This window comes from Streptomyces sp. NPDC030862 (assembly GCF_055571835.1).
The window spans coordinates 268,843-293,461 of record NZ_JBVIEN010000011.1; the positions used below are offsets into that span (position 1 = coordinate 268,843).

Genomic DNA, 24,619 nt, shown 5'->3' on the forward strand with positions numbered 1-24,619 from the left:
GACTGGGAGCGGAGCCGGGAGCGGGGGCGGGACCGGGGGCGGGACCGGGAACGGGACCGGGAACGGGAGCGGAAGCAGGCTTCCGTCACTGCTCCAGGCGGTACTGAGCCTCGGCACCGACCTCGACCTGCGCACCACGCTCCAGCGGATCGTGGACTCCGCCGCCGAGCTGACCGGCGCGCGGTACGGCGCGCTCGGCGTCGTCGACCCGGAGCGGGGACGGATCACCGAGCTCTACACGTACGGGATGACGGAGGCCGAGCGGCAGCGCGTCGGCCCGCTGCCCGACGGGCGTCGCGGGGTGCTGGGCGCGCTGATCCAGGACGGCGAGCCGCTGAGGCTGGACGACCTGACGGCCGATCCGCGCTCGTGCGGCGTACCGCCCGGCCATCCGCGGATGCGAACCTTCCTCGGCGTACCGATCCGCGTCGACACCGAGGTGTTCGGCAACCTCTACCTCACCGAGAAGCGTGCCGGCACCTTCACCGAAGAGGACCTGGCCATGCTGCGCGTGCTGGCCTCGCAGGCCGGCATCGCGATCGGCAACGCCCGGCTGTACGAGACGGCACGGCAGCGCGAACGCTGGATCGAGGGCGCCGCCGCCGTCACGACCGCGCTGCTGACGGGCGAGCCGGCGGGCCACTCCACAGGCGGCGCCACAGACGACTCCGCAGGCGACTCCACGGTTGACCCCATGGGCGACCCCGCGGGAGACCCCACGGGAGACGCGCTGACGACGGTCGCCGAGCGGGCCCGTGTGCTGGCCGACGCGTCGGCGGGTGTCGTCCTCCAGCCGACCGAGGAGGGCGGCATGGAGATCGTCGCCGCGTCCACCCCGCACGACCCGGGCGACCTGATCGGTACGACGATCGCGCCGGGCTCGCCCGTGCTGGCACACCTGCTGGGCGGCGAACCGGTCTTCGTCGAGGACTCCGCGACCGACCCCCGCATGACGACCCACGTACGCACGCGCTTCGGGCCCTCGATGATGCTGCCGTTGCAGAGCGGAGGGAAGCTGATCGGCACCCTCGCGCTACCGCGCCGCCGCGGCGGCCGCCCCTACACGGCACTGGAGCGGCTGCTCGCCTCGCAGTTCGCCTCCCAGGCCGCCCTCGCGCTCGTACTCGCGGACGCGCGGCGGAACCGGGAGCGCTTGGCGGTGTACGAGGACCGCGACCGCATCGCCCGCGACCTGCACGATCTGGTGGTCCAGCGGCTGTTCGCCACCGAGATGATGCTGGAGTCCACCCGGCGACGGGCGGAGCCGGGATCGCCGGATGCCGACCTGCTGGACCGGGCCGTGGACGAACTGGACTCGACGATCCAGGAGGTCAGGACCGCCATCTTCGCGCTCCAGCAGCCCCCGGCCGAGGTGCCCCGCTCCTTCCGCGGCCGCGTGCTGCGCGAGACGGGCGGCGCGGCCGCGCTCCTCGGCTTCCAGCCCTCGGTCCACTTCACCGGCGCGGTGGACACGCTGGTCAGCGGTCCGGTGGCCGATGAGCTCCTCTCCACCCTGCGCACCGCGCTCGCCGCGGCCCACCGCCGCACCGACGTATCGTCCGTGGACGTCGAGGTGGACGCGACGGCCGTCCTGCCGGACGGCCGCCCGGCTGTCCGCCTGGTGGTCAGGGACGACGGCACGGCGGACGACGGCAGTCGGAGTGCCGCCTTGACGTGGCAGTCGCCCCGCTGACGGTCGTTACGGGGCGGGAACCTCCCTCAGCAGGCGCGAACCCCAGGGGCACCAGTACAGGCCGGGCAGGAAGGCGCCGCCCGCCTCGTCGAGGTGGTCCTCGACATACATCACGGACGCGTCGCACACCTCGATGGCGACCTCGAAGAAGTTGATGGTGCCGGGGTCGAGGTGGAAGCTCCAGCCGGGGTTGTACGGCGCCGGCCGCTTGATGATCCGGCCCATGACATGGACCTTGTCCTTCTCCTTGCCGCTCAGGATGTCCCTGGCCTCCTGGATCCTGGCGGGGTCGGTGAGCTGGAAGACGAACTTCTCCTGCATGGGCGGGTAGTCGAATTCGAAGTACGCCGCCTCGGCCGCCGCGGCCCGCGACGGAGCGCTCCCGGCCCCGGCCCCGTGGGCGGGCTGGGCCAGGGTGAGGGCCAGCATCAGAACTGAGATGAGCGTGGTCACCTTGGTGGCGAAATACCGCATGTACACCTCCGGTCGAGCGCCGGCGCGGGAGCGCGCCGCAACATCATTATTACGCTGAGTAATCACGACCTATGCGGGAGAGCCGTCACCTTGGCGACAACTCGCCACGGCAGAGACCACCGAAAAGCGCTCGCACCGTCGCCGCCCACGCGGCCACAGTGACGCGATGACCGAGATGTGGACCCCCGCCCTCGCGGGCGCGGCCGCCGGGCTCGGGGTCGCCATGCCCCTGGGTGCCGTCGGCGTACTACTCGTTCAGCAGGGCATGCGCGACCGGCAGGGCGCCAGGGCCGCCGCGGCGGCCGTGGCCGTCGTCGACATGGTCTACGCGGCGGTGGCCACCGCGCTGGGGCCGCTCGTCGCAGCCGCGCTGTCCGGCGTCGAGGCGTGGGTGCGGCTCGTCTCCGCCGCCGTGCTGCTGGGCATCGCCGCACACGGCCTGCGGGCCTCACGGCACACGGCGGAGCCGGCCGGATCAGCGGAGCCGACCGGCTCAGCGGAGCCCGCCACCCTTCCACAGCCGCCCCAGACCGCGGGGCGGACGTTCCTGCGGTTCGCGGCGCTGACCTTCATCAACCCCACCACCGCCCTCTACTTCGCAGCGCTCACCACGGCCCAGGGCACCGCGCTGCGCGGCGCGGCGGCCGGGACGGTGTTCGTGGCCGGGGTGTTCGTCGCGTCGCTGGCGTGGCAGCAGTTGCTCGTGGCGGCGAGCGGCGCCGCCGGAGCCCGTGCCTCCGCCCGCGTACGGACATGGACCTTCCGCATCGGGTACGGCCTGGTGGCGGCGTACGCGGTGAAACTGGCCCTGCCGCTGCCCTGACCCCGCTTCCCCCGCGGCGCCGCGCGGAGAGAATGGTGGGGCCACCGACAGCGAGGAGACGACGAGTGACCACCCTGTTCCCGGCACTGGCCACCCGGCCGGACCGGCTCGCGCTGCGTTTCGGCGAGCGGAACGCGCTCACGTACGGCGAACTGGGCGCGGCGGCAGGCGCGTTGGCTGCACGCCTCCAGTCGGCCCTTCGGCCGGCCACCCACGCGGCGGACTCCCGCCCCCTGGAATCCCGGCAGCGGGGAGGTCAGCAGCCGGGGCGGATCGCCGTGTGGGCCACGCCCACCGCGGAGACCGCCGTCGCGGTGGTCGCCGCCCTGCTCGCCGGCGTACCGGCCGTACCGCTCAACCCGAAGACAGGCGAGCGCGAGCTGACGCACATCGTCACCGACAGCGCGCCCGACCTGGTGCTCGCCGCGCCCGGCGACGACCTGCCGGCACCGCTCGCGGACGTGGCGCGCGTGGACGTCACCCTCGCCACCCTCGCCACGGACGGGGCCGAGCTCCCGGAGGGCCTGCTTCCGCCCGAGCCGCAGGACCCCGAAGCCCCCGCCCTCATCGTCTACACCTCCGGCACGACGGGCCCGCCCAAGGGCGCGGTCCTCCCCCGCCGCGCGATCGCGGCGTCGCTGGACGCGTTGGAGGAGGCATGGGCGTGGACGTCCGACGACGTCCTCGTGCACGCCCTGCCCCTCTTCCACGTCCACGGGCTGATCCTCGGCGTCCTCGGTCCCCTCCGGCGTGGCGGATCCGTACGCCACCTCGGCTCGTTCACCACGGACGGGGTCACGCGGGAGCTGGCGTCGGGCGGAACCATGCTGTTCGGCGTACCGACGATGTACCACCGCCTCGCCGAGGCCCTCCCCTCCGACCCGGAGCTGACCAAGGCACTGGCCGGCGCACGGCTGCTGGTCTCCGGCTCGGCGGCACTGCCCGTCCACGACCACGAACGGATCGCCGCCGCGACGGGACGGCGCGTCATCGAGCGGTACGGCATGACCGAGACCCTGATGAACACCGGCATCCGCGTCGACGGCGAGCCCCGCCCCGGCTCGGTCGGCGTGCCCCTGCGCGACGTCGAGCTGCGCCTGATCGAGGAGGACGGCTCGGAGATCACCGCGTACGACGGGGAGACGGTCGGCGAGATCCAGGTACGCGGGCCGAACCTGTTCACGGAATACCTCAACCGCCCGGACGCCACCGCCGCCGCTTTCGACGGCCCGTGGTTCCGTACCGGCGACATGGCGGTACGGGACGCGGACGGTTCGGTACGGCTGGTGGGGCGCAAGACGACCGACCTGATCAAGAGCGGTGGCTACAAGATCGGCGCTGGCGAGATCGAGAACACGCTCCTGGACCACCCGGGCGTACGCGAAGCCGCCGTCACCGGCGAACCGGACCCCGACCTGGGAGAGCGGATCGTGGCCTGGATCGTCCCCGCGGACCCCGGGAACCCACCCGCCGCGCGCGAGCTGACCGACCATGTGGCGGCCCAGCTCGCCCCCCACAAGCGGCCCCGTACCGTCCACTACCTCGACGCGCTGCCCCGCAACGACATGGGCAAGGTCATGAAGCGGGCCCTCCACCATGTCTGAGAACTCCCGGCCTGAAAACTCCCGGTCTGAGAACTCGCGGCCTGAGAACTCGCGCCTGCCGGCCCGCCGCGCGATCGCCCTCCTCACCGACGACTTCGTCGAGCACAAGCCCCCCGCCCGGCACACCGCCCCCGACGGGCCACTGTCCTGGCAGGGTTACGACGCCTCACGCGCGCGTGCCGCCGACCATACGGGCGAGGACGAGTCCATCCTGTACGGCACGGCGACCATCGGCGGCCGCCGCTGCGCGCTGCTCGCCTTCGAGTTCGGCTTCCTCGGCGGCTCCCTGGGCCAGCGGGCCGGCGACCGCCTGGAGGACGCCTACCGCCTGGCACGCGAGCAGCGCGTTCCGCTGGTCTCGCTCGTCGCGACGGGCGGCAGCCGTATGCAGGAGGGCATGGTCGCGCTGACCCAGCTCCAGCGGGTGGCGCGTGCGACGGTGCTGCTCCGGGAGGCGGGGGTGCCCCACGTCACCGTGTTGCGGGACCCGTCCACAGGCGGCGGCTGGGCAACGGTCGGTGCCGGCGCCGATGTGATCCTGGCTCTGCCGGGTGCGCAGATCGGTTTCGCCGGCTCGCGCGTACGGCCGCCGGACGCGGACCCCTCGGCGTACACGGCCGAGGGCCAGCTGGCGGCCGGGCACATCGACGCCGTCGTGCGTCCGGAAGAGCTCCGCGAGACGGTCACGCGCTGGCTGACGGCGCTGACGACTCCCGCGCCGGGGCCCGTGGAACCGCCCTCCGCCCTGTCGGATGAGGCCGCCCTCCCCGCCAGCGGCTGGGACGCGGTGCGCCAGGCACGCGACCCGGCCAGGCCGCGCGCCGCGGCGTACCTGGACGGGTACTTCACGTACCGGCTGCCGTTGGTGGGCGACCGCTGCGGCGGTACGGACCCGGGGCTGCTGTCCGGCGTAGGGATACGTCCCGACGGGCGGGCGGTCGCGTATGTCGCCCAGTGCGGCACCGCGACCCGGCCGGCCGGGTACCGCACGGCCGCCCGCGTGATCCGCCTCGCGGACCGGCTCGGCCTGCCGGTGCTGACCCTCGTCGACACGCCGGGCGCCGCGAACGACGCCGAGGCGGAGCGTACGGGCGCGGGCGCGGCGATCGCGGACGCGTTCGCGGCGGTCGCCGGGGCGCGGGTGCCGGTGACGACGCTGCTGATCGGCGAGGGCGGCTCGGGCGGGGCGCTGGCCCTGGCGGCCCCGGGCCACACCTGGGCGACGCCCGACAGCTACTTCTCGGTGATCGCCCCGGAGCTGGCGGCCGCGATACTCAAACGGCCTCCCGAGGAAGCCCCGCGGACGGCCGAGCAGCTACGGCTGCGCCCGCAGAACCTCGTGGAGCTGGGCATCGTGCGCGGCATCGTGTGACGTGACGCCGCCGCGCATCAGGGCGTCTCCTCCAGGCAGTCGCCCTGCGCCAGGTCCACCTCGGCGAGGTCGAGCGCGGCGGTCAGTTCGTTGAGGCGGGCACGCAGGGCGCGGACCTCGTCCAGTGACATGCCGGTCGCGGCGGCGATCCGTCGCGGCACCCCGAGGGCGCGCTCACGCAGGGCCGTCCCGGTCTCCGTGGTACGCACGGTCACGGAGCGCTCGTCCTCGGGGCTGCGGCGGCGCTCGACGTAGCCGGCACCCTCCAGGCGCTTGAGCAGGGGCGAGAGGGTGCCGGAGTCGAGGCGCAGGTGTGCGCCGATGCGCTTCACGGGCAGTTCGCCGTGTTCCCAGAGCACCAGCATGACCAGGTACTGGGGGTAGGTGAGGCCGAGGTCCTTCAGCGCGGTGCGGTACACGCCGTTGAAGGCGCGGGTGGCGGCGTGGAGCGAGAAGCAGATCTGGTGGTCGAGGCGGAGGAAGTCCTCGTCGCGCACGGTACCGGGCATATCCATGGAGCCATGATACTCCGCGCACCATTGAGTTGTGCACAACTAAATAGTGCGCTACAAAGAGACCTGTCATCAGTCTCACCAGTCCCGCACACGAGAGGACGACCCCCTCCATGGACGCCCTGTACACCGCCGTCGCCACCGCCAACGGCCGCGAAGGCCGCACCATCAGCTCCGACGGCCACATAGACCTGCCCCTCGCCCACCCCAAGCCGCTGGGCGGCAACGGACAGGGCACCAATCCGGAGCAACTCTTCGCCGCCGGTTACGCCGCGTGCTTCGCCAGCGCCATGGGCGCGATCGGCCGCCAGGAGAAGATCGACGTCAAGGACGCCTCGGTCACCGCCGAGGTGAGCATCGGCAAGGACGGCGACGGCGGCTTCGGGCTCGCCGTGGTGATGCGCGTCGAGCTCCCGGACCACCTCCAGGGCGAGGCGGGCCGCGAGCTGCTGGAGAAGACGCACGCGTACTGCCCGTACTCCAAGGCGACGCGCGGCAACATCCCGGTGGAGCTCGTCATCGAGTGACCCGTACGACGAGGACGACCACGACCACGGTGTCGACCACGGCGGTGGCAGCAGGGACGGAGGCGAGGGCGGGCGCGGTCAGTAGCCCTGCCCGCCCCATCCCTTGACCGCCGTCGGCTCCAGCCGTCGCGAGCGGTAGCTCTCACCGTCGAGGGTGAGGACGTCCGCATGGTGGACGAGGCGGTCGACCGTCGCCGAGGCGATACCGCTGTCGCCGAAGACCTCGTCCCAGCGACCGAAGGGCCGGTCGCTGGTGACGATCAGCGAGGCGCGCTCGTAGCGGTGCGACACCAGCCGGAAGAAGAGGTGGGCGACGTCGTCCTCGAACGGCACGTACCCGACCTCGTCCACGATCAGCAGCGGGTACGTGTCGAGCTCCGCGAGCAGCTTCCCGAGCCGGCCCGCGGACTTGGCCTCCCGGAGCCGGTCGGCCCAGTCGGCGGCGGTGGCGAACAGCACCCGGTGGCCCGCCTGGCAGGCCCGCACCCCCAGCGCGATGGCGAGGTGCGTCTTGCCGGTACCGGGCGGGCCGAGGAGTACGACGTTGGCCCGGCGCGTGACGAAGTCGACCTTCCCTAGCCGAGCGAGCGTCTGCGGGTCGGGCGCCCGGAGGTGTCCGTCGTCGAACATCTCCAGGAGCTTGCGGGCCGGAAAGCCGGCGGCCTGGATCAGCTCCTCCGCCTTGGAGCGCTCCTCGTCGCGCTCGCGCCCGCCGCCGCCTCCGCGCCCCGGCGCGTCGGCTCGGGCGACTCCGTCAGCACGGTTACTCACGTCGTCGCTTCCGTCGCTCACATCCCTCTCGTCCGCCTTCCGCCCGTCCCGCTGGCGCGGCAGGACGACGAAGTGCGGCGACTCCTTCACCCCATGACCTTTGGGCTCGTACGCGGCCATCGGCCCGGACATGTACGCGAGGATCGCCGCGGAGACGATGAACGCCATGTGGATGACGGTGCCCCACAACAGATCGTGCCGGGGCGTGTGGTGGACGTCCACGAACATTTGGAGCAGGTGCACGGACGAAATTCCGACGATCGCCGTCGCCAGCTTCACCTTCAGCACATTGGAATTGACGTGCGAAAGCCACTCCGGCTGATCGCGGTGCCCTTGCAGTCCGATACGCGAGACGAACGTCTCGTACCCGCCCACGATGACCATGATCAGCAGATTGGCGATCATCACGACATCGACCAGCTTGAGGACCGCGAGCATGACGTAGGTCTCGTCCGCCTGGCCGCTGACGACGTGGTCGACGAGGTGCCAGAGCTCGTTGAAGAACTTGTAGACGTACACCCCCTGTGCGGCCACGAGGCCGAAATACAGCGGGGCTTGGAGCCAGCGGGTGGCGAACAGGGCCAGGCCGATGGTCGTGATGGTCGACGGGGACGAGGATGCACGGGACAACGGGACCTCCAGCGGCGGGGGGTTCCGCCATTCTGGTGCGCTGCCGCCGAAAATCTTAATTCGCGCCACTCTTTGGGATTAATAGAATTCCAGTAGCACAACACTCGTGAGGGCTCATCACATATATCGACACACGCTGCCGGTGAACATCCGGACATGTCGATATGCCGACTCGCGCTCTGATTGCTCCCGCCTTCGCCGCCGCGCGGACGGCTGGGAAACACGGGTGCGACGAGGCGGCGTGGGTGGGTAACGTGCGGGCCATGTCGAGCCCCGAGTCGGACGAGGTGGGGGCTTTCGGTCACGCCGTCAGCCCCTGAACCACTGAGCCCTGCCGTCCCCGGCCTCCCGCCGCGTGCCTCCCGCCCGCGTGCGCGGCCGGGTCGGACGCGCGTGCCTTCGGGTGCTGACCGCGGTGACGAGATGCCCTTCCCCGCCTCTCCTCACCCGGAGCCCCTCGATGCCCCTCCCTCTGTATCTGCTCGCCATGGCGGTCTTCGCCATGGGCACCTCCGAATTCATGCTCGCCGGGCTTGTGCCGGACATCGCCTCGGACTTCGGCGTCACCGTCGCGGCGACCGGAACGCTCACCTCGGCCTTCGCCCTCGGCATGGCCGGCGCCGCCCCGCTCATGGCGGCGCTCGCCCGCACCTGGCCAGGGCGGCGGAGCCTCCTCTGGTTCGTCCTCGTGTTCCTGGCAGCCCATGTCGTGGGCGCCGCCACCACGAGCTTCACGGTGCTGTGCGCGACGCGGGTGGTCGCGGCGCTCGCGAACGCCGGATTCCTTGCCGTGGCTCTGACCACGGCCGCCGCACTCGTCCCGCCCGACAAGAAGGGACGCGCGTTGGCCGTGCTGCTGTCCGGCACGACGGTGGCCACGATCGCCGGTGTCCCGGCGGGATCGGCACTCGGCACACTGCTCGGCTGGCGTGCCACCTTCTGGGCCGTCGCCGTGCTCTGCCTTCCGGCGGCGGTCGGCATCCTCACGGGCCTCCCGGCGCGGGCCGCGACGGAGCACCACACCGGCGGCCCGGCCCTGCGTTCGGAGCTGGCGCAGCTCCGAAGGCCGCGGCTGGTCCTCGTCATGGCGCTCGGCGCGCTGGTCAACGCGGCGACCTTCGCCGGCTTCACCTTCCTCGCCCCCGTCGTGACCGACGTCGCCCGGCTCGGCGAGCTGTGGGTCCCCGTCGCCCTGATGCTCTTCGGCGCCGGTTCCTTCGCCGGCGTCACTCTCGCCGGGCGCCTGTCCGACCGGCGGCCCGGCCTGGTGATCGCCTCCGGGGGGCCGCTCCTGCTCGCCGGCTGGCCGGCTCTGGCGCTGCTGGCGGACAAGCCGGTCGCCCTGCTCGTCCTCGTCTTCACTCAGGGCGCGCTGTCCTTCGCACTGGGCGGCACACTGATCACGCGCGTCCTCTACGAGGCAGCGGGAGCCCCCACCATGGCCGCCTCGTACGCGACCGCGGCCCTCAACATCGGCGCCGCCGCCGGGCCCCTTTTCGCCGCGGCCACCCTCACCACCGGCACCCGAGCCCTCGGGCCGCTCTGGGCGAGCGGCCTCCTCGTCCTGCTCGCGCTCCTCGTCGCGTACGCCTGGCGTGGTCTGATCACGGCGCAGCCGACCGGAGCGGAACGACCGGTGGGCGGGAGGAGGGTGGGCGGTGGACAGTAGAGTGGCCTGCGTCACCGGTATGCCGGCATTCGTGGCGGATCGCACGTCCGCCGAGTGCCCGGATTATCGGATCCTCGCCCTACGCTGGATGGCATGTCCCAGACCCTGCGTTCTCCTGTCCAGCCGGATGCCGAAGCCCTGAATTCGGCGATCCGAGAGCTGTGGGCGCGCGCCGGCGGGCAGCTGTCCCCGGATGAGCACCGGATCTATCAGCGCCTCGTCGTCCTGTGGGCTGCCGCGCAGCAGGGGGACGTCGCCTCGGCGGCGTAGCTTCAGCCGCGCGCGGCAGTCGCGCCGTGCCCGTACAGCCCGTACACATCCGTAGTGGGGTATACGAGGGGCACGAGGGGCATACGAGGGGCTGTGGCGGACACGCAGCGGTTCAGCGGCGGCACCGCCGGGAGCGGCGGGAGCGGCGGTGCCCGCTCGGACGTCTCCGTGGACAGAAACGTTTCTGCTGACCACTGCTGTGGTGGGGCGGGTGGGACTCGAACCCACGGCCGACGGATTATGAGTCCGCTGCTCTAACCGGCTGAGCTACCGCCCCTTACGGCGCGTCGCGCACATTTGTGCGCGCCGTCTGCCGCAGCATAGCCGCTCATACGATCTCCTGCTCCGGATGGTCGGCATACGCACGTCCATGAAGACTGCGCTGGGCGCTGCGCGGTTCCCGTCGCGGTCGGATCGCCCCGGGAAGCCTCGACTCCCCGCCGGAAACGCGAAAGAGGACCCCCTCCCAGGGGCCCTCTTCCAGCACCGCTCCCCCGACTGGACTCGAACCAGTAACCCTCCGGTTAACAGCCGAATGCTCTGCCAATTGAGCTACAGGGGATCGCGCTCCCCCGACTGGACTCGAACCAGTAACCTGCCGGTTAACAGCCGGCTGCTCTGCCAATTGAGCTACAGGGGATTGCTGCGTTGCACCGAACGCACCCACCCGGGGCTTCCCGGGCGGCGCTCGCTCGCTGCGACACATACATTAGCGCAAGCAGGGGGGTGCTCCGCCAATCGGTTCCCGGGGTGATCTCCGGCCACGCGGGTAGGCGGCCAGCACCAACGCCTTCGGAAGGGTGGCAGCCATGCGGTACAAGCTCGCGTTCGTCGTTGGACTGGCCGTCGGGTACGTGCTCGGCACCCGGGCAGGCCGGGAGCGGTACGAACAGTTGCGGAAGTCCGCGCGTGACATCTCCCAGAACCCGGCTGTGCGCAACGCAGCAGAGTCCGCCGCGCACACCGGGCGGGAGGTGGCCGAGAAAGCACTCCACGCCGTGAGCGACAAGGTCGGGGACCGGGTGCCCGAGTCGGTCGCCGAGCGGGTGCGATCGTTGCGAGAGCGCGGCCAGGGCGGTGAGGACGAGTGGGGAACCACTAACACCTGAGCCTGCGGCCTGTCCGGGTGGCCCGTGAGCCCGGCGGGCCACTCGGCCGTTGGGCCGTTACGCCGTTGGGCCATTCGGCCGTTGGGCCGTTGGGCCGTTGGGCCATTCGGCCGTTGGGCCGTTGGGCCGTTGCGCCAGTGGATCGGTGGACCGGTGACACCCCGGCCGGTGGTACCCCGGCCGGTGGCGACCGGCCGCGGTGCCTGGCGGGTCGGGGTGTGTCCCGAGTGCGGCAGAATCTATGCCCATGGGGATAGTCGCCGGGTTGGACAGTTCGTCGGGTTTCACGCGCATCGTCGTCTGTGACACGGACACGGGCGCCGTACTGCGACAGGGCTACGCGCCGCATCCCGTCGAGCCGAAGGCCACCGAGGTGGACCCGCAGGCGTGGCTTCTCTCCCTCGGAGAGGCCGCTTCCGGCGGCCTGCTCGAGGGCGTGCAGGCCATCGGCGTCTCCGCGCAGCAGCACGGGCTGCTGCCGCTGGACCCGCAGGGCGCGCTGGTGCGGCCGGCCCTGGTCGGCAACGACAAGCGCGCGCAGGTGGCCGCCGCGGACCTGATCGAGGCGTTCGGCGGCCGTCAGGCATGGGCCGAGGCCGTCGGTTGCGTACCGCAGGCGGCGCAGCCGGTGGCGAAGCTGCGCTGGCTGGCGCGGACCGAGCCGGAGGCGGCGGCGCGTGTGGCGATGGTGATGCAGCCGCACGACTGGCTGGTGTGGCAGCTGCTGGGGCGGCCGGCGCGTCGCACGACGGACCGGGGGGCGGCTTCCGGTACGGGTTACTGGTCGGCCGGCACCGGTGCGTACCGGCCCGATCTGGTGGAGCTGGCGCTGGGGCACCAGGCCGCGCTGCCGGAGGTGCTGGGTCCCGCCGAGGTCGCGGGTATCACGCCCGAGGGGCTGCTGATCTCCGCCGGGACGGGCGAGACCATGGCCGCCGCGCTGGGGCTCGGACTCGGGCTCGGTGACGCCGTGGTGTCGCTCGGCGCGTCGGGGTCGGTGATGGCCGTGCACCACGAGGCGCTGGCCGATCCGCGCGGCATGATCACGGCGTTCGCGGACGCGGCGGGGATGCACCTGCCGGTCGTCCACACCTCGAACGCCGTGCGGGCGCTGCGCGGCACCGCCGAGATGCTGGGCGTGGAGAGCCTGGAGGAGCTGTCGGCGCTGGCGCTGAAGTCCACGCCGGGCGCGTCCGGGCTCGTACTCCTGCCGTATCTGGAAGGCGAGCGGACGCCGCAGCTGCCGCACACGGCGGGGACCCTGAGCGGGCTGCGGCGCGAGTCGATGAAGCCCGAGCACCTGGCGCGGGCCGCCTTCGAGGGCATGCTGTGCTCGCTCGCGGACGCGATGGACGTACTGCGCGGGCGCGGTGTGGAGGTGCGGCGGGTGTTCCTGCTGGGGGCGGCCGCCGAGCTGCCCGCCGTGCAGGCCGCCGCGCCGGCGATCTTCGGCGCCCAGGTCGTCGTACCGCAGCCGGCGGATTACGCGGCGCTCGGCGCGGCGCGGCAGGCGGCGTGGGCACTGGGGGCGTCGCACGGCGTGCTGTCGCCGCAGGCGCCGCCGGCCTGGCAGGCGGCCGCGATGCAGGTCTTCGAGCCGGGCGAGGAGCTGGCCGTGGGGCAGGCGGTGCGGCAGCAGTACGGGGCGACGCGGGACCAGCTGCACCCGGGCGCGTTCGACGCCTGAGCGCCGGCCCGGGTTTCCTCGGCCCGGGCGGCCCGGGGTTCTTCGGCCCGGGGTTCTTCGCCGCCCCTAGTTCCGGGAAATCGGCTCGTAACAGGCCCGGGCGGTGGGGATAGTTGATGGTGTGCTCAGACAACTTCTTCGACGCCACCTAGGGCCGTACAAGCGGCCCATCGTCGTGTTGGTGGTCCTTCAGTTCCTGCAGACCTGCGCCTCCCTCTACCTCCCCAGCCTGAACGCCGACATCATCGACAACGGTGTCGTCACCGGTGACACGGGCTACATCCTGCGGTTCGGCGCCGTGATGATCGCCGTCTCGGTGGTGCAGGTGGTCTGCAACATCGGCGCCGTCTACTACGGGGCGCGCACGGCGGCCGCGCTGGGCCGGGACGTGCGGGCGGCGGTCTTCGACCGGGTGCAGTCGTTCTCGGCGCGCGAGGTCGGGCAGTTCGGGGCGCCCTCGCTCATCACGCGTACCACCAATGACGTCCAGCAGGTCCAGATGCTGGTGCTGATGTCGTTCACGCTGATGGTGTCGGCGCCGATCATGTGCGTGGGCGGCATCGTCATGGCGCTCGGGCAGGACGTGCCGCTGTCGGCGGTGCTGCTGGCCGTGGTGCCGGTGCTCGGCGTCTCCGTCTCGCTCATCGTGAAGCGGATGCGGCCGCTGTTCCGCACCATGCAGGAGCGGCTGGACGCCGTGAACCGGGTGCTGCGCGAGCAGATCACCGGCAACCGGGTCATCCGGGCCTTCGTGCGGGACGCCTACGAGCGGGAGCGGTTCGGGGCGGCGAACGGCGCTCTCACCGACGTGTCCATGGCTACGGGGCGGCTGATGGCGCTGATGTTCCCGACGGTGATGACCGTGGTGAACGTGTCGAGCGTCGCGGTCGTGTGGTTCGGCGCGCACCGGATCGACGATGGCGAGATGCGGATCGGGGCGCTGACGGCCTTCCTCGCGTACCTGATGCAGATCGTGATGGCTGTGATGATGGCCACCTTCATGTTCATGATGGTGCCGCGCGCCGAGGTGTGCGCGGAGCGCATCGAGGAGGTGCTGCGGACCGAGTCGAGCGTCGTGCCGCCGGCGTCGCCGGTACGGGAACTGGCCCGCCATGGACACCTGGAGATACGGAACGCGGACTTCCGCTATCCGGGTGCCGAGGAGCCGGTGCTGCGCGGGGTCGATCTGGTCGCCCGGCCCGGGGAGGTGACGGCGGTCATCGGCTCGACGGGCAGCGGCAAGTCGACGCTGCTGGGACTGGTGCCGCGGCTGTTCGACGCGACGGGCGGGGAGGTGCTGGTCGACGGGGTCGACGTGCGCGAGCTCGACCCGGCGCTGATGGCGAGCACGGTCGGGCTCGTACCGCAGAAGCCGTACCTCTTCTCGGGGACGATCGCGACGAACCTGCGCTACGGGAACCCCGACGCCACGGACGAGGAACTGTGGCACGCGCTGGAGGTGGCCCAGGCCGCCGACTTCGTACGGGAGCTGGAACACGGGCTCGAGGCGCCGATCGCGCAGGGCGGGACGAACGTGTCGGGCGGGCAGCGGCAGCGGCTGGCGATCGCGCGGACGCTGGTGCAGCGGCCGGAGATCTACCTCTTCGACGACTCGTTCTCGGCGCTGGACTATGCCACGGACGCGCGGCTGCGCGCGGCGCTGGCGGCCGAGACGGCGGACGCGACGGTGGTGATCGTCGCCCAGCGGGTGTCGACCATCCGCGACGCCGACCGGATCGTGGTCCTCGACGAGGGCCGGGTCGTGGGGGCGGGGCGCCATCAGGAGCTGATGGCGGCGAATGAGACGTACCGGGAGATCGTGCTCTCCCAGCTGACGGAAGCGGAGGCAGCCTGATGGCGGGGCCGGCGGGACGGATGATGGCCGGCGGCGGCCCCGACCAGAGGTCGATGGACTTCAAGGGGTCGGGCAGGCGGCTGCTGCGGCAGCTGGCGCCGGAGAAGGCCACGCTGTGGCTGATGCTGGCGGCCGGTGTGGTGAGCGTGGCGCTGTCGGTGGTCGGGCCGCTGATCCTCGGCAAGGCCACGGACCTGATCTTCGCGGGGATGGTGGGGCGCGGGATGCCGGAGGGCGCCTCCAAGGAGCAGGCGCTGGAGGCGCTGCGGGCGAAGGGTGACGACGGGCTCGCGGACATGCTGTCCGGGGTGGACTTCACACCCGGGCACGGGATCGACTTCGGCGCCGTGGCTGCGGTGTTGCTGGTGGTGCTGGGGGTGTACGTGGGCGCCGGTGTGACGATGCTGGTGTCGACGCGCCTGTCGATCAAGGTCATCAACCGGACCGTGTACCGGATGCGCGAGGACGTCCAGGCGAAGCTGGAGCGGTTGCCGCTGTCGTACTTCGACCGGGCCAAGCGCGGCGAGGTGCTGAGCCGTGTGACGAACGACATCGACAACATCTCGCAGACCATGCAGCAGACCATGGGACAGCTGATCAACTCGGCGCTGACCATCGTGGGCGTGCTGGCGATGATGTTCTGGATCTCGCCGCTGCTGGCTCTGGTCGCGCTGGTGACCGTGCCGTTGTCGGTGGTCGTGGCGACGAGGGTGGGCAAGCGGTCGCAGCCGCATTTCGTACGGCAGTGGCAGTCGACGGGCCGGCTCAACGCCCATATCGAGGAGATGTACAGCGGGCACGCGCTGGTGAAGGTCTTCGGGCGGCAGGAGGAGGCGGCCGAGGGCTTCCGGGAGCAGAACGAGGCGCTGTACGAGGCCGGGTTCAAGGCGCAGTTCAACAGCGGGCTCATGCAGCCGCTGATGTTCTTCGTGTCGAACCTCAACTACGTGCTGGTGGCCGTGGTGGGCGGGCTGCGGGTCGCCTCGGGGACGTTGTCCATCGGGGACGTGCAGGCATTCATCCAGTACTCGCGGCAGTTCTCGATGCCGCTGACGCAGGTGGCGTCGATGGCGAACCTGGTGCAGTCGGGTGTCGCGTCCGCCGAGCGGATCTTCGAGCTGCTGGACGCGGAGGAGCAGGATCCGGACGCCGCGCCGGTGGCCGGGCGGGTCTTCGAGCCGGCGGGGCGGGTGTCACTGGAGAAGGTGTCGTTCCGGTACGAGCCGGACAAGCCGCTCATCGAGGATCTGTCGCTGACGGTCGAGCCGGGGCAGACGGTCGCCATCGTCGGTCCGACGGGCGCGGGCAAGACGACGCTCGTGAACCTGCTGATGCGGTTCTACGAGGTGACGGGCGGCCGGATCCTCTTCGACGGGGTGGACGCGACCGCGCTGTCGCGCGAGGAACTGCGGTCGCGCATCGGCATGGTGCTCCAGGACACCTGGCTGTTCGGCGGCACGATCGCCGACAACATCGCGTACGGCGCACCGCGCTCGCGCAGGGTCTCGCGGGAGGAGATCGAGGCGGCGGCGCGGGCGGCGCACGCGGACCGGTTCATCCGGACGCTCCCGGACGGGTACGACACCGTCATCGACGACGAGGGCGCGGGGGTGAGCGCAGGCGAGAAGCAGCTGATCACGATCGCGCGGGCGTTCCTGTCGGACCCGGTGATCCTGATCCTGGACGAGGCGACGAGCTCCGTGGACACGCGGACCGAGGTGCTGATCCAGAAGGCGATGGCGCGGCTGGCGCACGGGCGGACGAGTTTCGTGATCGCTCACCGGCTGTCGACGATCCGCGATGCGGACGTGATCTTGGTGATGGAGAATGGTGCGATCGTCGAACAGGGGACGCATGCGGAGCTGTTGGCGGCGGAGGGCGCGTACGCACGCCTGTACGCGGCGCAGTTCGCGCAAGCGGTCGCCGAGGTGGACTGACCCGCCGTGTGACGGTGAAGCACATCAACGGGAGTTGGGGGACATGGCGGAAACAGGGGACACGGCGGAAACGGGCGAGGGTGCGCGGCCGGACAGCAGCCGGGAGGGGGCGGGGCTGGCGCTGTGGCTGCCGATCGGGGTGGCGCTGGGGATCAGCCTGGGCCAGCTGAGCGACAACCTGGGGCTGGGCATCGCCTTGGGGCTGGGCCTGGGTGTGGCGGTCGGCGCCGGGGTGGACGCCTCACGCCGCAAGCAAGGCTCCGCCGACCACTCGTGACCAGGTGTGGTCACTTCTGATCACCTGCGCCTGAACCTTGCCTCTTCTGGGCGGGTTTCTGACCGGTCAGTCGAGGTAGCCGCGCAGTTGGTCCGCGAAGGCGTGGTCCCGTAGCTTGCCGAGGGTCTTGGACTCGATCTGGCGGATGCGTTCGCGCGTCACGCCGAAGATCCGTCCGATCTCCTCCAGGGTGCGGGGCCTGCCGTCGACCAGTCCGTAACGGAGCTGGACGACCTTGCGCTCGCGTTCGCCGAGGGTGGAGAGCACCGCGTCCAGGTGCTCACGCAGCAGCAGGAACGCCGCGGACTCGACGGGGGACGTGGCGTCGCCGTCCTCGATGAGGTCGCCGAGCGCGACGTCGTCCTCCTCGCCGACCGGTGCGTGCAGAGAGACCGGCTCCTGGGCGAGGCGCAGCACCTCGCCGACCCGCTCGGGCGGCAGGTCCAGGTGGGCGGCGACCTCGTCGTGGGTCGGTTCGTAGCCGCGCTCCTGGAGCATGCGGCGCTGGACCCGTACGACCCGGTTGATCAGCTCGACGACATGGACCGGGACCCGGATGGTGCGGGCCTGGTCGGCGAGGGCGCGGGACATGGCCTGGCGTATCCACCAGGTCGCGTACGTCGAGAACTTGTAGCCGCGCGCGTAGTCGAACTTCTCCACGGCCCTGATCAGGCCCAGGTTTCCCTCCTGGACGAGGTCGAGCATGGTCAGGCCGCGGCCGACGTAGCGCTTGGCCACGGAGACGACGAGGCGCAGGTTCGCCTCGATGAGGCGGCGCTTGGCCATGCGGCCCATGACGACGAGCCGGTCGAGGTCGAGGGCGAGCTGCGAGTCCAGGTCCGGGGTGCCGGCGAGCTTCTCCTCGGCGAAGAGGCCGGCTTCGACCCGGCGGGCCAGTTCCACCTCCTCGGCGGCGGTGAGGAGCGGTATCCGGCCTATCTCGCGCAGGTACTGGCGGAAGAGGTCGGCGGAGGGCCCGCTGCCGGTCCCGGCCGTGGCGGCGGGGCGGCCCGCGGGTGGCTCGACGGCTTCGACCACGTCGGCGGCCTCGGCGGCCTCGGCGATGTGGGGTACGTCGGCGATGTCGGTGATCTCCGGGAGCTCGGAGGCGTCCTCCGTGTCCGCGACCTCGAGGAGTGCTTCCGGATGGTGCGGCGACAGCGCGTGCACGGGTACGGCCAGGGCAGCGGCTGCGGCAGCGGCGGCGGCTGTGGAGGGAGCCGTGGCTGCGGCCGTGGCGGAGTCGATGTCGGTCAGGGTCTGGGTCTGCACGGGGGCGACCTCCAGGGTGATCGCTGCCGGTTCGGGGGCGTGCGGCAGCGGGACGGCTGCGGCGGCCGTGCCGCTTTCTTCCGTCCCGTACACGATGAGCGGATCCGCGGGGGTGAGTGGTCCACCGTCTATGGACCGGCCGCGCTCCGAGGACTCAGGCACCGCCCCTTAGTGTGGGGTACGACACATCGCCGCCACGAGGGGCGTGCGAGCACTTTTTGCGGGCGGTGTGTGACTGGGCGGTTACGCGGTCAGAGCGCGTCGGAACCGCGGTTGCGGAGGGACTGGGCGTACTGCTGGAGCACCCACAGCTCGTTCTGAACGGCCGCCAGGCGCTCCGGGTCGCCGTGGGCGCCGAGGCGGGTGAGGGTGCCCTGGACGTCGCGGATGCGGCGGTCCACGGCACGGAGGCGGACGGCGACGAGCTGCATGCCCGCGTACGTCTCGTCGACCACGCGCCCGTGGATCGCCTCCACGGCGAGCTCCGTGACCAGAGCGCGCACTGTGTCGTTGGGTGCGGCGTCCCGGACTCGGGTCAGGTAGTCGGTGCTGCCGTCGATGCCCTGCTCGGCGCCGCCCGCGTCGGCGATGGTCTGGCGCACGGCGGCGTACGGCGGGGCGGTGAACTCGTCGACGCCGTACGCGTCGAAGGCCGGCGAGACCAGAGCCGGGTACTGGAGCGCGAGCTTGAGCAGCTCGCGCTCGGTCTGGTGGACGGGGTTGCGCAGGTTGAGCGCGGGCCCGGAGGGAGCGGTGGGGGCGTGGGCGTGCGCCTGGGGTGCGGGTGCCGGGCGGTTCGTGGGCGCCGGGCCCCGGCCGCCGCGGTCCCGGGCCCAGCGGGCCAGCTGGGCGACGCGCCGGACGACGAACTGGGTGTCGAGGATGCCGAGCATGCCGGCGAGTTGCACGGCGACCTCGTGCTGCGAGGCGACGTTCTTGATGCGGGCGACGATCGGCGCGGCCTCGTCGAGCGCGGCGGCGCGGCCGGCCGGGGTCTCCAGGTCGTACCGGCCGACGATCTGGCGCAGCGCGAACTCGAAGAGCGGGGTGCGCGGCTCGACGAGCTCCTGGACGGCCTCGTCGCCCTTGGCGAGACGCAGCTCACAGGGGTCCATGCCGTCGGGGGCGATGGCGATGTACGTCTCGGCGGCGAACTTCTGGTCGTCCTCGAAGGCGCGCAGGGCGGCCTTCTGGCCCGCGGCGTCGCCGTCGAAGGTGAAGATCACGCGGGCGGAGCCGTTGTCCATCAGCAGCCGGCGAAGGATCTTGATGTGGTCGCCGCCGAAGGCGGTGCCGCAGGTGGCGATGGCGGTGGTGACCCCGGCGAGGTGGCAGGCCATCACGTCGGTGTACCCCTCGACGACCACGGCCCGGCTGGACTTGGCGATGTCCTTCTTGGCCAAGTCGATGCCGTACAGGACCTGGGACTTCTTGTAGATCGGGGTCTCGGGGGTGTTGAGGTACTTGGGTCCGTTGTCGTCGTCGCGGAGCTTGCGCGCGCCGAAGCCGACGACGTCGCCGCCGACGTCCCGGATGGGCCACATCAGGCGTCCGCGGAAGCGGTCGATGGGGCCGCGGCGGCCGTCCTGCGAGAGGCCGGAGAGGATGAGCTCCTTGTCGGAGAAGCCCTTGCCGCGCAGATAGCGGGTGAGGTGGTCCCAGCCGGCGGGGCTGTAGCCGACGGCGAAGTGCTGGGCGGCGGCCTGGTCGAATCCGCGCTCGGCGAGGAACTTCCGGCCGATCTCGGCCTCGGCGCTGTCGAGCTGCTCGACGTAGAACTGGGCGGCGGCCTTGTGGGCCTCGATCAGGCGGATGCGCTCGCCGCGCTGGTGGCCGGGGGTGTACCCGCCTTCCTCGTACCGCAGGGTGATGCCCGCCTTGCCGGCGAGGCGCTCGACCGTCTCCGAGAAGGAGAGGTGGTCGATCTTCATCACGAAGGCGATGGTGTCGCCGCCCTCCTGGCAGCCGAAGCAGTGGAAGAGGCCCTTGCTGGGGCTGACCTGGAAGGAGGGGGACTTCTCGTCGTGGAAGGGGCACAGGCCCTTGAGGTTGCCGCCGCCGGCGTTGCGCAGCTGGAGGTACTCGGACACGACGGCGTCGATCGGGACCGCGTCCCGTACCGCCTTCACGTCGTCATCGTTGATCCTGCCGCCTGCCACGCACGAATTCTACGGTTCCACGGGTGGCCCACGACGGCCTACGGGCCGGGCACGACGGCATCGAGCGGCGTCGCGGGGTCCGCGAGGGCCTCGGGGTCCACGGGGGCGCCGGAACGGACGAGCTGCTGGACGGTCTCTGTGACGTCCCACACATTGACGTTCATCCCCGCCAGCACGCGGCGCTCCTTCAGCCAGAAGGCGATGAACTGCCGCTTGCCCGCGTCGCCGCGCAGGACGACCTGGTCGTACGAGCCGGGCGGGGCCCAGCCCGAGTACTCCATGCCCAGGTCGTACTGGTCGGAGTAGAAGTACGGGATCCGGTCGTAGGAGACGTCCTGGCCGAGCATGGCGCGGGCGGCGGCCGGGCCGCCGTTGAGGGCGTTGGCCCAGTGCTCGACGCGCAGCCGGAAGCCGAGCAGGGGATGCAGGGCGTTGGCCACGTCGCCGACGGCGTGGATGTCGGGGTCGGAGGTGCGCAGGGCGGCGTCGACGGCGATGCCTCCGCCCTCGGACCGGTCCGCCAGGTCGAGTCCGGCGGCCTCGGCGAGGGCGGTGTTCGGGGCGGCGCCGATGGCGATGAGGACGGCGTGTGCCGGGTGCTCGTCGCCGTCGTCGGTGCGGGCGGCCAGCACCAGGCCGTCCTGCCCGGTGATCTCGGTCAGGCGGGTACCGAAGCGGAAGCGGACGCCCCGGTCGGCGTGCAGTTCCCTGAAGAACTGGCCGAGCTCGGGGCCGATGACCCGGTGGAGCGGCGTCGGTTCCGGTTCGACGACGGTGACCTCGGCGCCGTACCCGCGGGCCGCGGCGGCGACCTCCAGGCCGATCCAGCCGGCCCCGGCGATGACCAGATGGCCGTTGTCGCGGCCGAGCGAGGCGAGGGTGGACCGGAGGCGGTCCGCGTCGACGAGCCGGCGCAGCTGGTGCACGTCCGCCAGGCCGGTGCCGGGGATGTCGAGACGGCGCGGCTCCGCACCAGTGGCGAGGAGCAGCTTGTCGTACCGGATCGTGGCGCCGTCACTGAGGTGCACGGCTTTCTGGGCGCGGTCGATCGCTGTGACGGGCTGCCCGAGGTGGAGCTCGATCCCGGCGCCGGTGTACCAGCTCGGTTCGTGGACGTAGGCGCTGTCGCGCTCCTCCTTGCCGGTGAGGTAGCCCTTGGAGAGCGGCGGGCGTTCGTAGGGGTGGTCGTGCTCGTCACCGACGAGGATGACGCGGCCGGTGAAGCCTTCGGAGCGGAGAGTCTCCGCCGCCTTGGCGCCGGCCAGTCCCCCGCCGACGATGACGAAGGTGCGCGGTGCGTCGACCACTGGGTACCTCCTTGCGGTTCAGGGCGTTTTCCACGCTACGCCGCCGTGATGCTCCCGCTTGGCTACGGCGATCGGGTGCGGCCGGTCGCCTCCAGCCGCCCGACCGCGGCGGCCCGGGCACGGTGTCCCTGCCGCGGCGGCCCGGGCATGGCGGCTCGGCCGCGGCGGTGGGCCACGGCCGCTCAGCGATGCGTCGCCAGGCGGGCGTGCAGGGTGCGGGCCGAGGCGTCGGTGAGCGAGGCGATCTGGTCGACGATGACCCGCTTGCGGGCGCGGTCGTCCGGCGCCGCGTCGAACAGCGCGCGGAACTGCGGGTCCAGGCCCTCGGGCGCCCGTATGGTCAGCGCCTCGGCGAGCTCGGCGAGCACGATGCGCTGGTCGGCGCGCAGCGCCTCCTGCTCGGCGCGCTGCATGACGTAACGGTCGGCGACGGCCTTGAGCACCGCGCACTCGTTGCGGGTCTCCCGGGGCACGACGAGCGCGGCGCCGTACCGGGTGAGGCGCCCCGAACCGTACGCCTGCCGCGTGGCGCCCTCGGCGGCCAGGCAGAAGCGGCCGATCAGCTGGCTGGTGGCGTCCTTGAGGCGGGCCTGGGCGACGGCCGTCCCGTCGTAGCCGTGCGGCCACCACTCCTGCTCGATGAGCCGGTCGAGGGCGTCGGCGAGCTCCTGCGGATCGGTGTCCTCCGGTACGTACCTGCCGATGGCCACCCGCCAGATGTCGGCACGCTCCGGCTCGGCGAGCAGCATGTTGGGGTCGATGTGGCCCGCGTGCAGGCCGTCCTCGAAGTCGTGCACCGAGTACGCGACGTCGTCGGCCCAGTCCATGACCTGCGCCTCGAAGCACTTGCGGTGGCGGGGCGCACCCTGCCTCACCCACTCGAAGACGGGCAGGTCGTCCTCGTACACGCCGAACTTCGGTGAGCCCGGCTCGGTGGGGTGGGCGCCACGCGGCCACGGGTACTTGGTGGCGGCGTCCAGGGTGGCCCGCGTGAGGTTGAGGCCGACGCTGACGAGGTCCCCGGTCGCCGCGCTGGGCACGAACCGCTTGGGTTCGATGCGGGTGAGCAGGCGCAGCGACTGGGCGTTGCCCTCGAAGCCGCCGCAGTCCTTGGCGAAGTCGTTGAGCGCCTGTTCGCCGTTGTGCCCGAAGGGCGGGTGCCCCATGTCGTGGGCGAGGCAGGCGGCCTCGACGAGGTCGGGGTCGCAGCCGAGTGCGGCGCCCAGCTCCCGGCCGACCTGGGCGCACTCCAGGGAGTGGGTGAGTCGCGTGCGGGGGCTGGCGTCCCAGGCCGGGCTGCGGGTGCCGGGGGTGACGACCTGCGTCTTGCCGGCCAGACGGCGTAGCGCCGAGGAGTGCAGCACGCGCGCGCGGTCGCGCTGGAAGGCGGTGCGGCCGGGCCGCTTGTCGGGCTCGGCGGCCCAGCGCTCGGTCGCCGCGGCGTCATAGGTGTCGTAGGCGTCGGGGTGCGTCGCCGCGTCGTCGTGGTGCATCGCCGCGTTGTCATGGTGCTGCGCCGCGTTGTCGTGGTGCGTCGTGTTGTACGCCGTCTCGCCAGCCTTCTCGTCAGGACCTTCCATGCACTGAAGGTAACCGCAGGCACTGACAGCGAACCCGTCAAGCGGAAGCGAGTTCCAGGGAGAGCGGGAAGTCGGTGGCCCCGCGGCTGGTCTCGGCCCGCTCGACAGCCTGGTCGTAGCGGTGCAGGACGAGACGGGCCATGGCCGGATGCGGGCCGAGCGGGGCGGAGGCGATCCAGGGCGCGGCGTCGGCTGCACGCGTCGCGAACAGGCCGGGAGCGGTGAAGCAGGACGCGACGGCTATGCGGTGGCGGCCACGGGCGGTGAGCGCGCGGATCGCCTGCGGGACGGTCGGCGAGGCGGCGGAGGCGTACGCGGGGACGACGGGCACGCCGCCGAGCCGTTCGCTGAGCAGCCGGGCCGTGCGGCGGGTGTCGGCAGCCGATTCGGGGTCGCGCGAGCCGGCGGCGGCGAGCACCACACCGGTGCTGCGGCTGCTGCCCTGGTCGGAGCGCCACCCCGCGTCGGTGAGCCGGGCGTAGAGCGCCTCGACGAGCAGCGGGTGTGGCCCGAGGGGGGCGGCGACGCGTACGCGCAGGCCCGGCTCGGCGGCGGCTGCCGCGCCGGGCAGGTCGTGCTTGACGTGATAGCCCCGGCTGAGGAGCAGCGGTACGAGGACGGCGTCACCGCCGCCCAGGTCGCGCAGGGTGTCGGTGAGCAGCGGCGCGTTCAGTTCGATGTGCCCGAGGCGGACGCGCAGGCCGGGCCGCAGCTCGCGCACCCGGTCGAGCAGGGCCGACACGGCCGGCAGCGCTCGCGGGTCGCGGCTGCCGTGCGCGACGGCGACGAGGGTGGGGCGGTCGGGTGTGGTCATGGGCCTGCGCGTTCCGTTGCGGTGGAGATGGTGCCGCAGCTGCGGGTGGTTCAGCTGCGCACCGAGTTGCTCGGTGATGCGGCTGAGCAGGTGGGCGGTGGAGTCGAAGGTGCATGCGCTGCAGGTGCGGGGATCTGTCGGCTCCGTCATGAACCGATGGTCACGGGCGGACGTTGCGGGGCCGTTGCGCGGGCGTGACGGAAGTTTTCCACAGGCTCACGGGCTCGCGGGGGCGCTGTCAGACCCGTCACCTACTGTGATCGGCATCGGAACCGGA

The 24,619-nt window shown here is 71.9% G+C and carries 20 protein-coding genes and 3 tRNA genes; 12 read left to right on the plus strand and 11 right to left on the minus strand.

What is annotated here, in order from left to right; genetic code table 11:
* The first annotated feature begins 88 nt into the window (after positions 1-88).
* A complete protein-coding gene (locus ACZ42X_RS28470; protein ID WP_468295962.1) occupies positions 89-1,693 on the plus strand; it encodes a sensor histidine kinase in 1,605 nt (534 codons plus the stop codon).
* A 6-nt stretch (positions 1,694-1,699) separates the two neighbouring features.
* Here the strand turns inward: ACZ42X_RS28470 and ACZ42X_RS28475 are convergent, their stop codons facing one another.
* Complete coding sequence (locus tag ACZ42X_RS28475) at positions 1,700-2,167, minus strand: BP74-related protein (protein WP_468295765.1); 468 nt, start codon at positions 2,165-2,167, stop codon at positions 1,700-1,702.
* Between the two features lie 166 nt (positions 2,168-2,333).
* On the opposite strand from ACZ42X_RS28475, the gene ACZ42X_RS28480 reads away from it, so the two are divergent.
* From ACZ42X_RS28480 to ACZ42X_RS28490, 3 genes are all read left to right on the plus strand, one after another.
* Positions 2,334-2,990, plus strand: a complete 657-nt coding sequence (locus tag ACZ42X_RS28480) for a LysE family transporter (RefSeq protein ID WP_468295768.1) — start codon at positions 2,334-2,336, stop codon at positions 2,988-2,990.
* Between the two features lie 65 nt (positions 2,991-3,055).
* Positions 3,056-4,594, plus strand: a complete 1,539-nt coding sequence (locus ACZ42X_RS28485) for an acyl-CoA synthetase (protein WP_468295769.1) — start codon at positions 3,056-3,058, stop codon at positions 4,592-4,594.
* On the plus strand, positions 4,587-5,966 hold the full coding sequence (locus ACZ42X_RS28490) for a carboxyl transferase domain-containing protein (protein ID WP_468295772.1): 1,380 nt from the start codon (positions 4,587-4,589) through the stop codon (positions 5,964-5,966). Before ACZ42X_RS28485 ends, ACZ42X_RS28490 begins: the two co-directional genes overlap by 8 nt.
* A 17-nt stretch (positions 5,967-5,983) precedes the next feature.
* Here ACZ42X_RS28490 and ACZ42X_RS28495 read toward each other — a convergent pair whose 3' ends face one another.
* Positions 5,984-6,481, minus strand: a complete 498-nt coding sequence (locus ACZ42X_RS28495; protein ID WP_468295774.1) for a MarR family winged helix-turn-helix transcriptional regulator — start codon at positions 6,479-6,481, stop codon at positions 5,984-5,986.
* 110 nt (positions 6,482-6,591) lie between these two features.
* On the opposite strand from ACZ42X_RS28495, the gene ACZ42X_RS28500 reads away from it, so the two are divergent.
* Complete coding sequence (locus ACZ42X_RS28500) at positions 6,592-7,005, plus strand: organic hydroperoxide resistance protein (protein WP_361413906.1); 414 nt, start codon at positions 6,592-6,594, stop codon at positions 7,003-7,005.
* A 78-nt stretch (positions 7,006-7,083) separates the two neighbouring features.
* On the opposite strand, the gene istB is transcribed toward ACZ42X_RS28500, so the two are convergent.
* A complete protein-coding gene (istB, locus tag ACZ42X_RS28505; protein ID WP_468295777.1) occupies positions 7,084-8,406 on the minus strand; it encodes an IS21-like element helper ATPase IstB in 1,323 nt (440 codons plus the stop codon).
* A gap of 460 nt (positions 8,407-8,866) precedes the next feature.
* Between istB and ACZ42X_RS28510 the strand changes: the two genes are divergently transcribed.
* Together ACZ42X_RS28510 and ACZ42X_RS28515 are read left to right on the plus strand one after the other, a co-directional pair.
* Entirely contained in the window at positions 8,867-10,075 is a 1,209-nt protein-coding gene (locus ACZ42X_RS28510; RefSeq protein ID WP_468295780.1) for a Cmx/CmrA family chloramphenicol efflux MFS transporter, read from the plus strand.
* Positions 10,076-10,168: 93 nt separating this feature from the next.
* On the plus strand, positions 10,169-10,345 hold the full coding sequence (locus tag ACZ42X_RS28515) for a hypothetical protein (protein ID WP_361413897.1): 177 nt from the start codon (positions 10,169-10,171) through the stop codon (positions 10,343-10,345).
* A gap of 200 nt (positions 10,346-10,545) precedes the next feature.
* On the opposite strand, the gene ACZ42X_RS28520 is transcribed toward ACZ42X_RS28515, so the two are convergent.
* From ACZ42X_RS28520 to ACZ42X_RS28530, 3 genes are all read right to left on the minus strand, one after another.
* A tRNA-Ile gene (locus ACZ42X_RS28520) sits at positions 10,546-10,622 on the minus strand.
* Positions 10,623-10,834: 212 nt separating this feature from the next.
* A tRNA-Asn gene (locus ACZ42X_RS28525) sits at positions 10,835-10,907 on the minus strand.
* Between the two features lie 5 nt (positions 10,908-10,912).
* Positions 10,913-10,985 (minus strand) — tRNA-Asn (locus ACZ42X_RS28530).
* Between the two features lie 169 nt (positions 10,986-11,154).
* On the opposite strand from ACZ42X_RS28530, the gene ACZ42X_RS28535 reads away from it, so the two are divergent.
* The 5 genes from ACZ42X_RS28535 to ACZ42X_RS28555 all read left to right on the plus strand — a co-directional run bounded on the left by ACZ42X_RS28535 (position 11,155) and on the right by ACZ42X_RS28555 (position 17,210).
* A complete protein-coding gene (locus tag ACZ42X_RS28535) occupies positions 11,155-11,454 on the plus strand; it encodes a YtxH domain-containing protein (RefSeq protein WP_468295783.1) in 300 nt (99 codons plus the stop codon).
* A 247-nt stretch (positions 11,455-11,701) separates the two neighbouring features.
* Positions 11,702-13,141 carry an FGGY family carbohydrate kinase gene (locus ACZ42X_RS28540; RefSeq protein WP_468295786.1) on the plus strand — a complete coding sequence of 480 codons (1,440 nt, stop codon included), beginning with the start codon at positions 11,702-11,704 and terminating at the stop codon, positions 13,139-13,141.
* 121 nt (positions 13,142-13,262) lie between these two features.
* Positions 13,263-14,996: an ABC transporter ATP-binding protein gene (locus ACZ42X_RS28545; RefSeq protein ID WP_468295789.1), complete on the plus strand. Its 1,734-nt coding sequence runs from the start codon at positions 13,263-13,265 to the stop codon at positions 14,994-14,996.
* Positions 14,996-16,933: an ABC transporter ATP-binding protein gene (locus ACZ42X_RS28550; RefSeq protein ID WP_468295791.1), complete on the plus strand. Its 1,938-nt coding sequence runs from the start codon at positions 14,996-14,998 to the stop codon at positions 16,931-16,933. The genes ACZ42X_RS28545 and ACZ42X_RS28550 overlap by 1 nt, the downstream gene beginning before the upstream one ends.
* Before the next feature lie 43 nt (positions 16,934-16,976).
* Positions 16,977-17,210, plus strand: coding sequence for a glycine zipper domain-containing protein (locus tag ACZ42X_RS28555; RefSeq protein ID WP_468295794.1), 234 nt, complete (start codon positions 16,977-16,979; stop codon positions 17,208-17,210).
* A 66-nt stretch (positions 17,211-17,276) separates the two neighbouring features.
* On the opposite strand, the gene ACZ42X_RS28560 is transcribed toward ACZ42X_RS28555, so the two are convergent.
* The 5 genes from ACZ42X_RS28560 to ACZ42X_RS28580 all read right to left on the minus strand — a co-directional run bounded on the left by ACZ42X_RS28560 (position 17,277) and on the right by ACZ42X_RS28580 (position 24,492).
* Entirely contained in the window at positions 17,277-18,644 is a 1,368-nt protein-coding gene (locus tag ACZ42X_RS28560; protein ID WP_468295797.1) for an RNA polymerase sigma factor, read from the minus strand.
* 89 nt (positions 18,645-18,733) lie between these two features.
* A complete protein-coding gene (dnaG, locus tag ACZ42X_RS28565) occupies positions 18,734-20,641 on the minus strand; it encodes a DNA primase (RefSeq protein ID WP_468295800.1) in 1,908 nt (635 codons plus the stop codon).
* A gap of 38 nt (positions 20,642-20,679) precedes the next feature.
* Complete coding sequence (locus ACZ42X_RS28570) at positions 20,680-21,948, minus strand: NAD(P)/FAD-dependent oxidoreductase (RefSeq protein WP_468295803.1); 1,269 nt, start codon at positions 21,946-21,948, stop codon at positions 20,680-20,682.
* Between the two features lie 182 nt (positions 21,949-22,130).
* Entirely contained in the window at positions 22,131-23,441 is a 1,311-nt protein-coding gene (locus tag ACZ42X_RS28575) for a deoxyguanosinetriphosphate triphosphohydrolase (protein WP_468295965.1), read from the minus strand.
* Positions 23,442-23,565: 124 nt separating this feature from the next.
* Complete coding sequence (locus ACZ42X_RS28580) at positions 23,566-24,492, minus strand: sirohydrochlorin chelatase (RefSeq protein WP_468295806.1); 927 nt, start codon at positions 24,490-24,492, stop codon at positions 23,566-23,568.
* Positions 24,493-24,619: the final 127 nt, after the last annotated feature.

Bases quoted from the DNA above. Each gene is read 5' to 3' on its own strand.
- ACZ42X_RS28540 (WP_468295786.1), top strand. From the start codon at position 11,702: ATGGGGATAGTCGCCGGGTTGGACAGTTCGTCGGGTTTCACGCGCATC.
- ACZ42X_RS28555 (WP_468295794.1), top strand. From the start codon at position 16,977: ATGGCGGAAACAGGGGACACGGCGGAAACGGGCGAGGGTGCGCGGCCG.
- ACZ42X_RS28580 (WP_468295806.1), bottom strand. From the start codon at position 24,492: ATGACGGAGCCGACAGATCCCCGCACCTGCAGCGCATGCACCTTCGAC.
- ACZ42X_RS28490 (WP_468295772.1), top strand. From the start codon at position 4,587: ATGTCTGAGAACTCCCGGCCTGAAAACTCCCGGTCTGAGAACTCGCGG.
- ACZ42X_RS28480 (WP_468295768.1), top strand. From the start codon at position 2,334: ATGACCGAGATGTGGACCCCCGCCCTCGCGGGCGCGGCCGCCGGGCTC.
- ACZ42X_RS28500 (WP_361413906.1), top strand. From the start codon at position 6,592: ATGGACGCCCTGTACACCGCCGTCGCCACCGCCAACGGCCGCGAAGGC.
- ACZ42X_RS28475 (WP_468295765.1), bottom strand. From the start codon at position 2,167: ATGCGGTATTTCGCCACCAAGGTGACCACGCTCATCTCAGTTCTGATG.
- ACZ42X_RS28535 (WP_468295783.1), top strand. From the start codon at position 11,155: ATGCGGTACAAGCTCGCGTTCGTCGTTGGACTGGCCGTCGGGTACGTG.
- ACZ42X_RS28495 (WP_468295774.1), bottom strand. From the start codon at position 6,481: ATGGATATGCCCGGTACCGTGCGCGACGAGGACTTCCTCCGCCTCGAC.
- ACZ42X_RS28515 (WP_361413897.1), top strand. From the start codon at position 10,169: ATGTCCCAGACCCTGCGTTCTCCTGTCCAGCCGGATGCCGAAGCCCTG.
- ACZ42X_RS28550 (WP_468295791.1), top strand. From the start codon at position 14,996: ATGGCGGGGCCGGCGGGACGGATGATGGCCGGCGGCGGCCCCGACCAG.
- ACZ42X_RS28575 (WP_468295965.1), bottom strand. From the start codon at position 23,441: ATGCACCACGACGACGCGGCGACGCACCCCGACGCCTACGACACCTAT.
- ACZ42X_RS28510 (WP_468295780.1), top strand. From the start codon at position 8,867: ATGCCCCTCCCTCTGTATCTGCTCGCCATGGCGGTCTTCGCCATGGGC.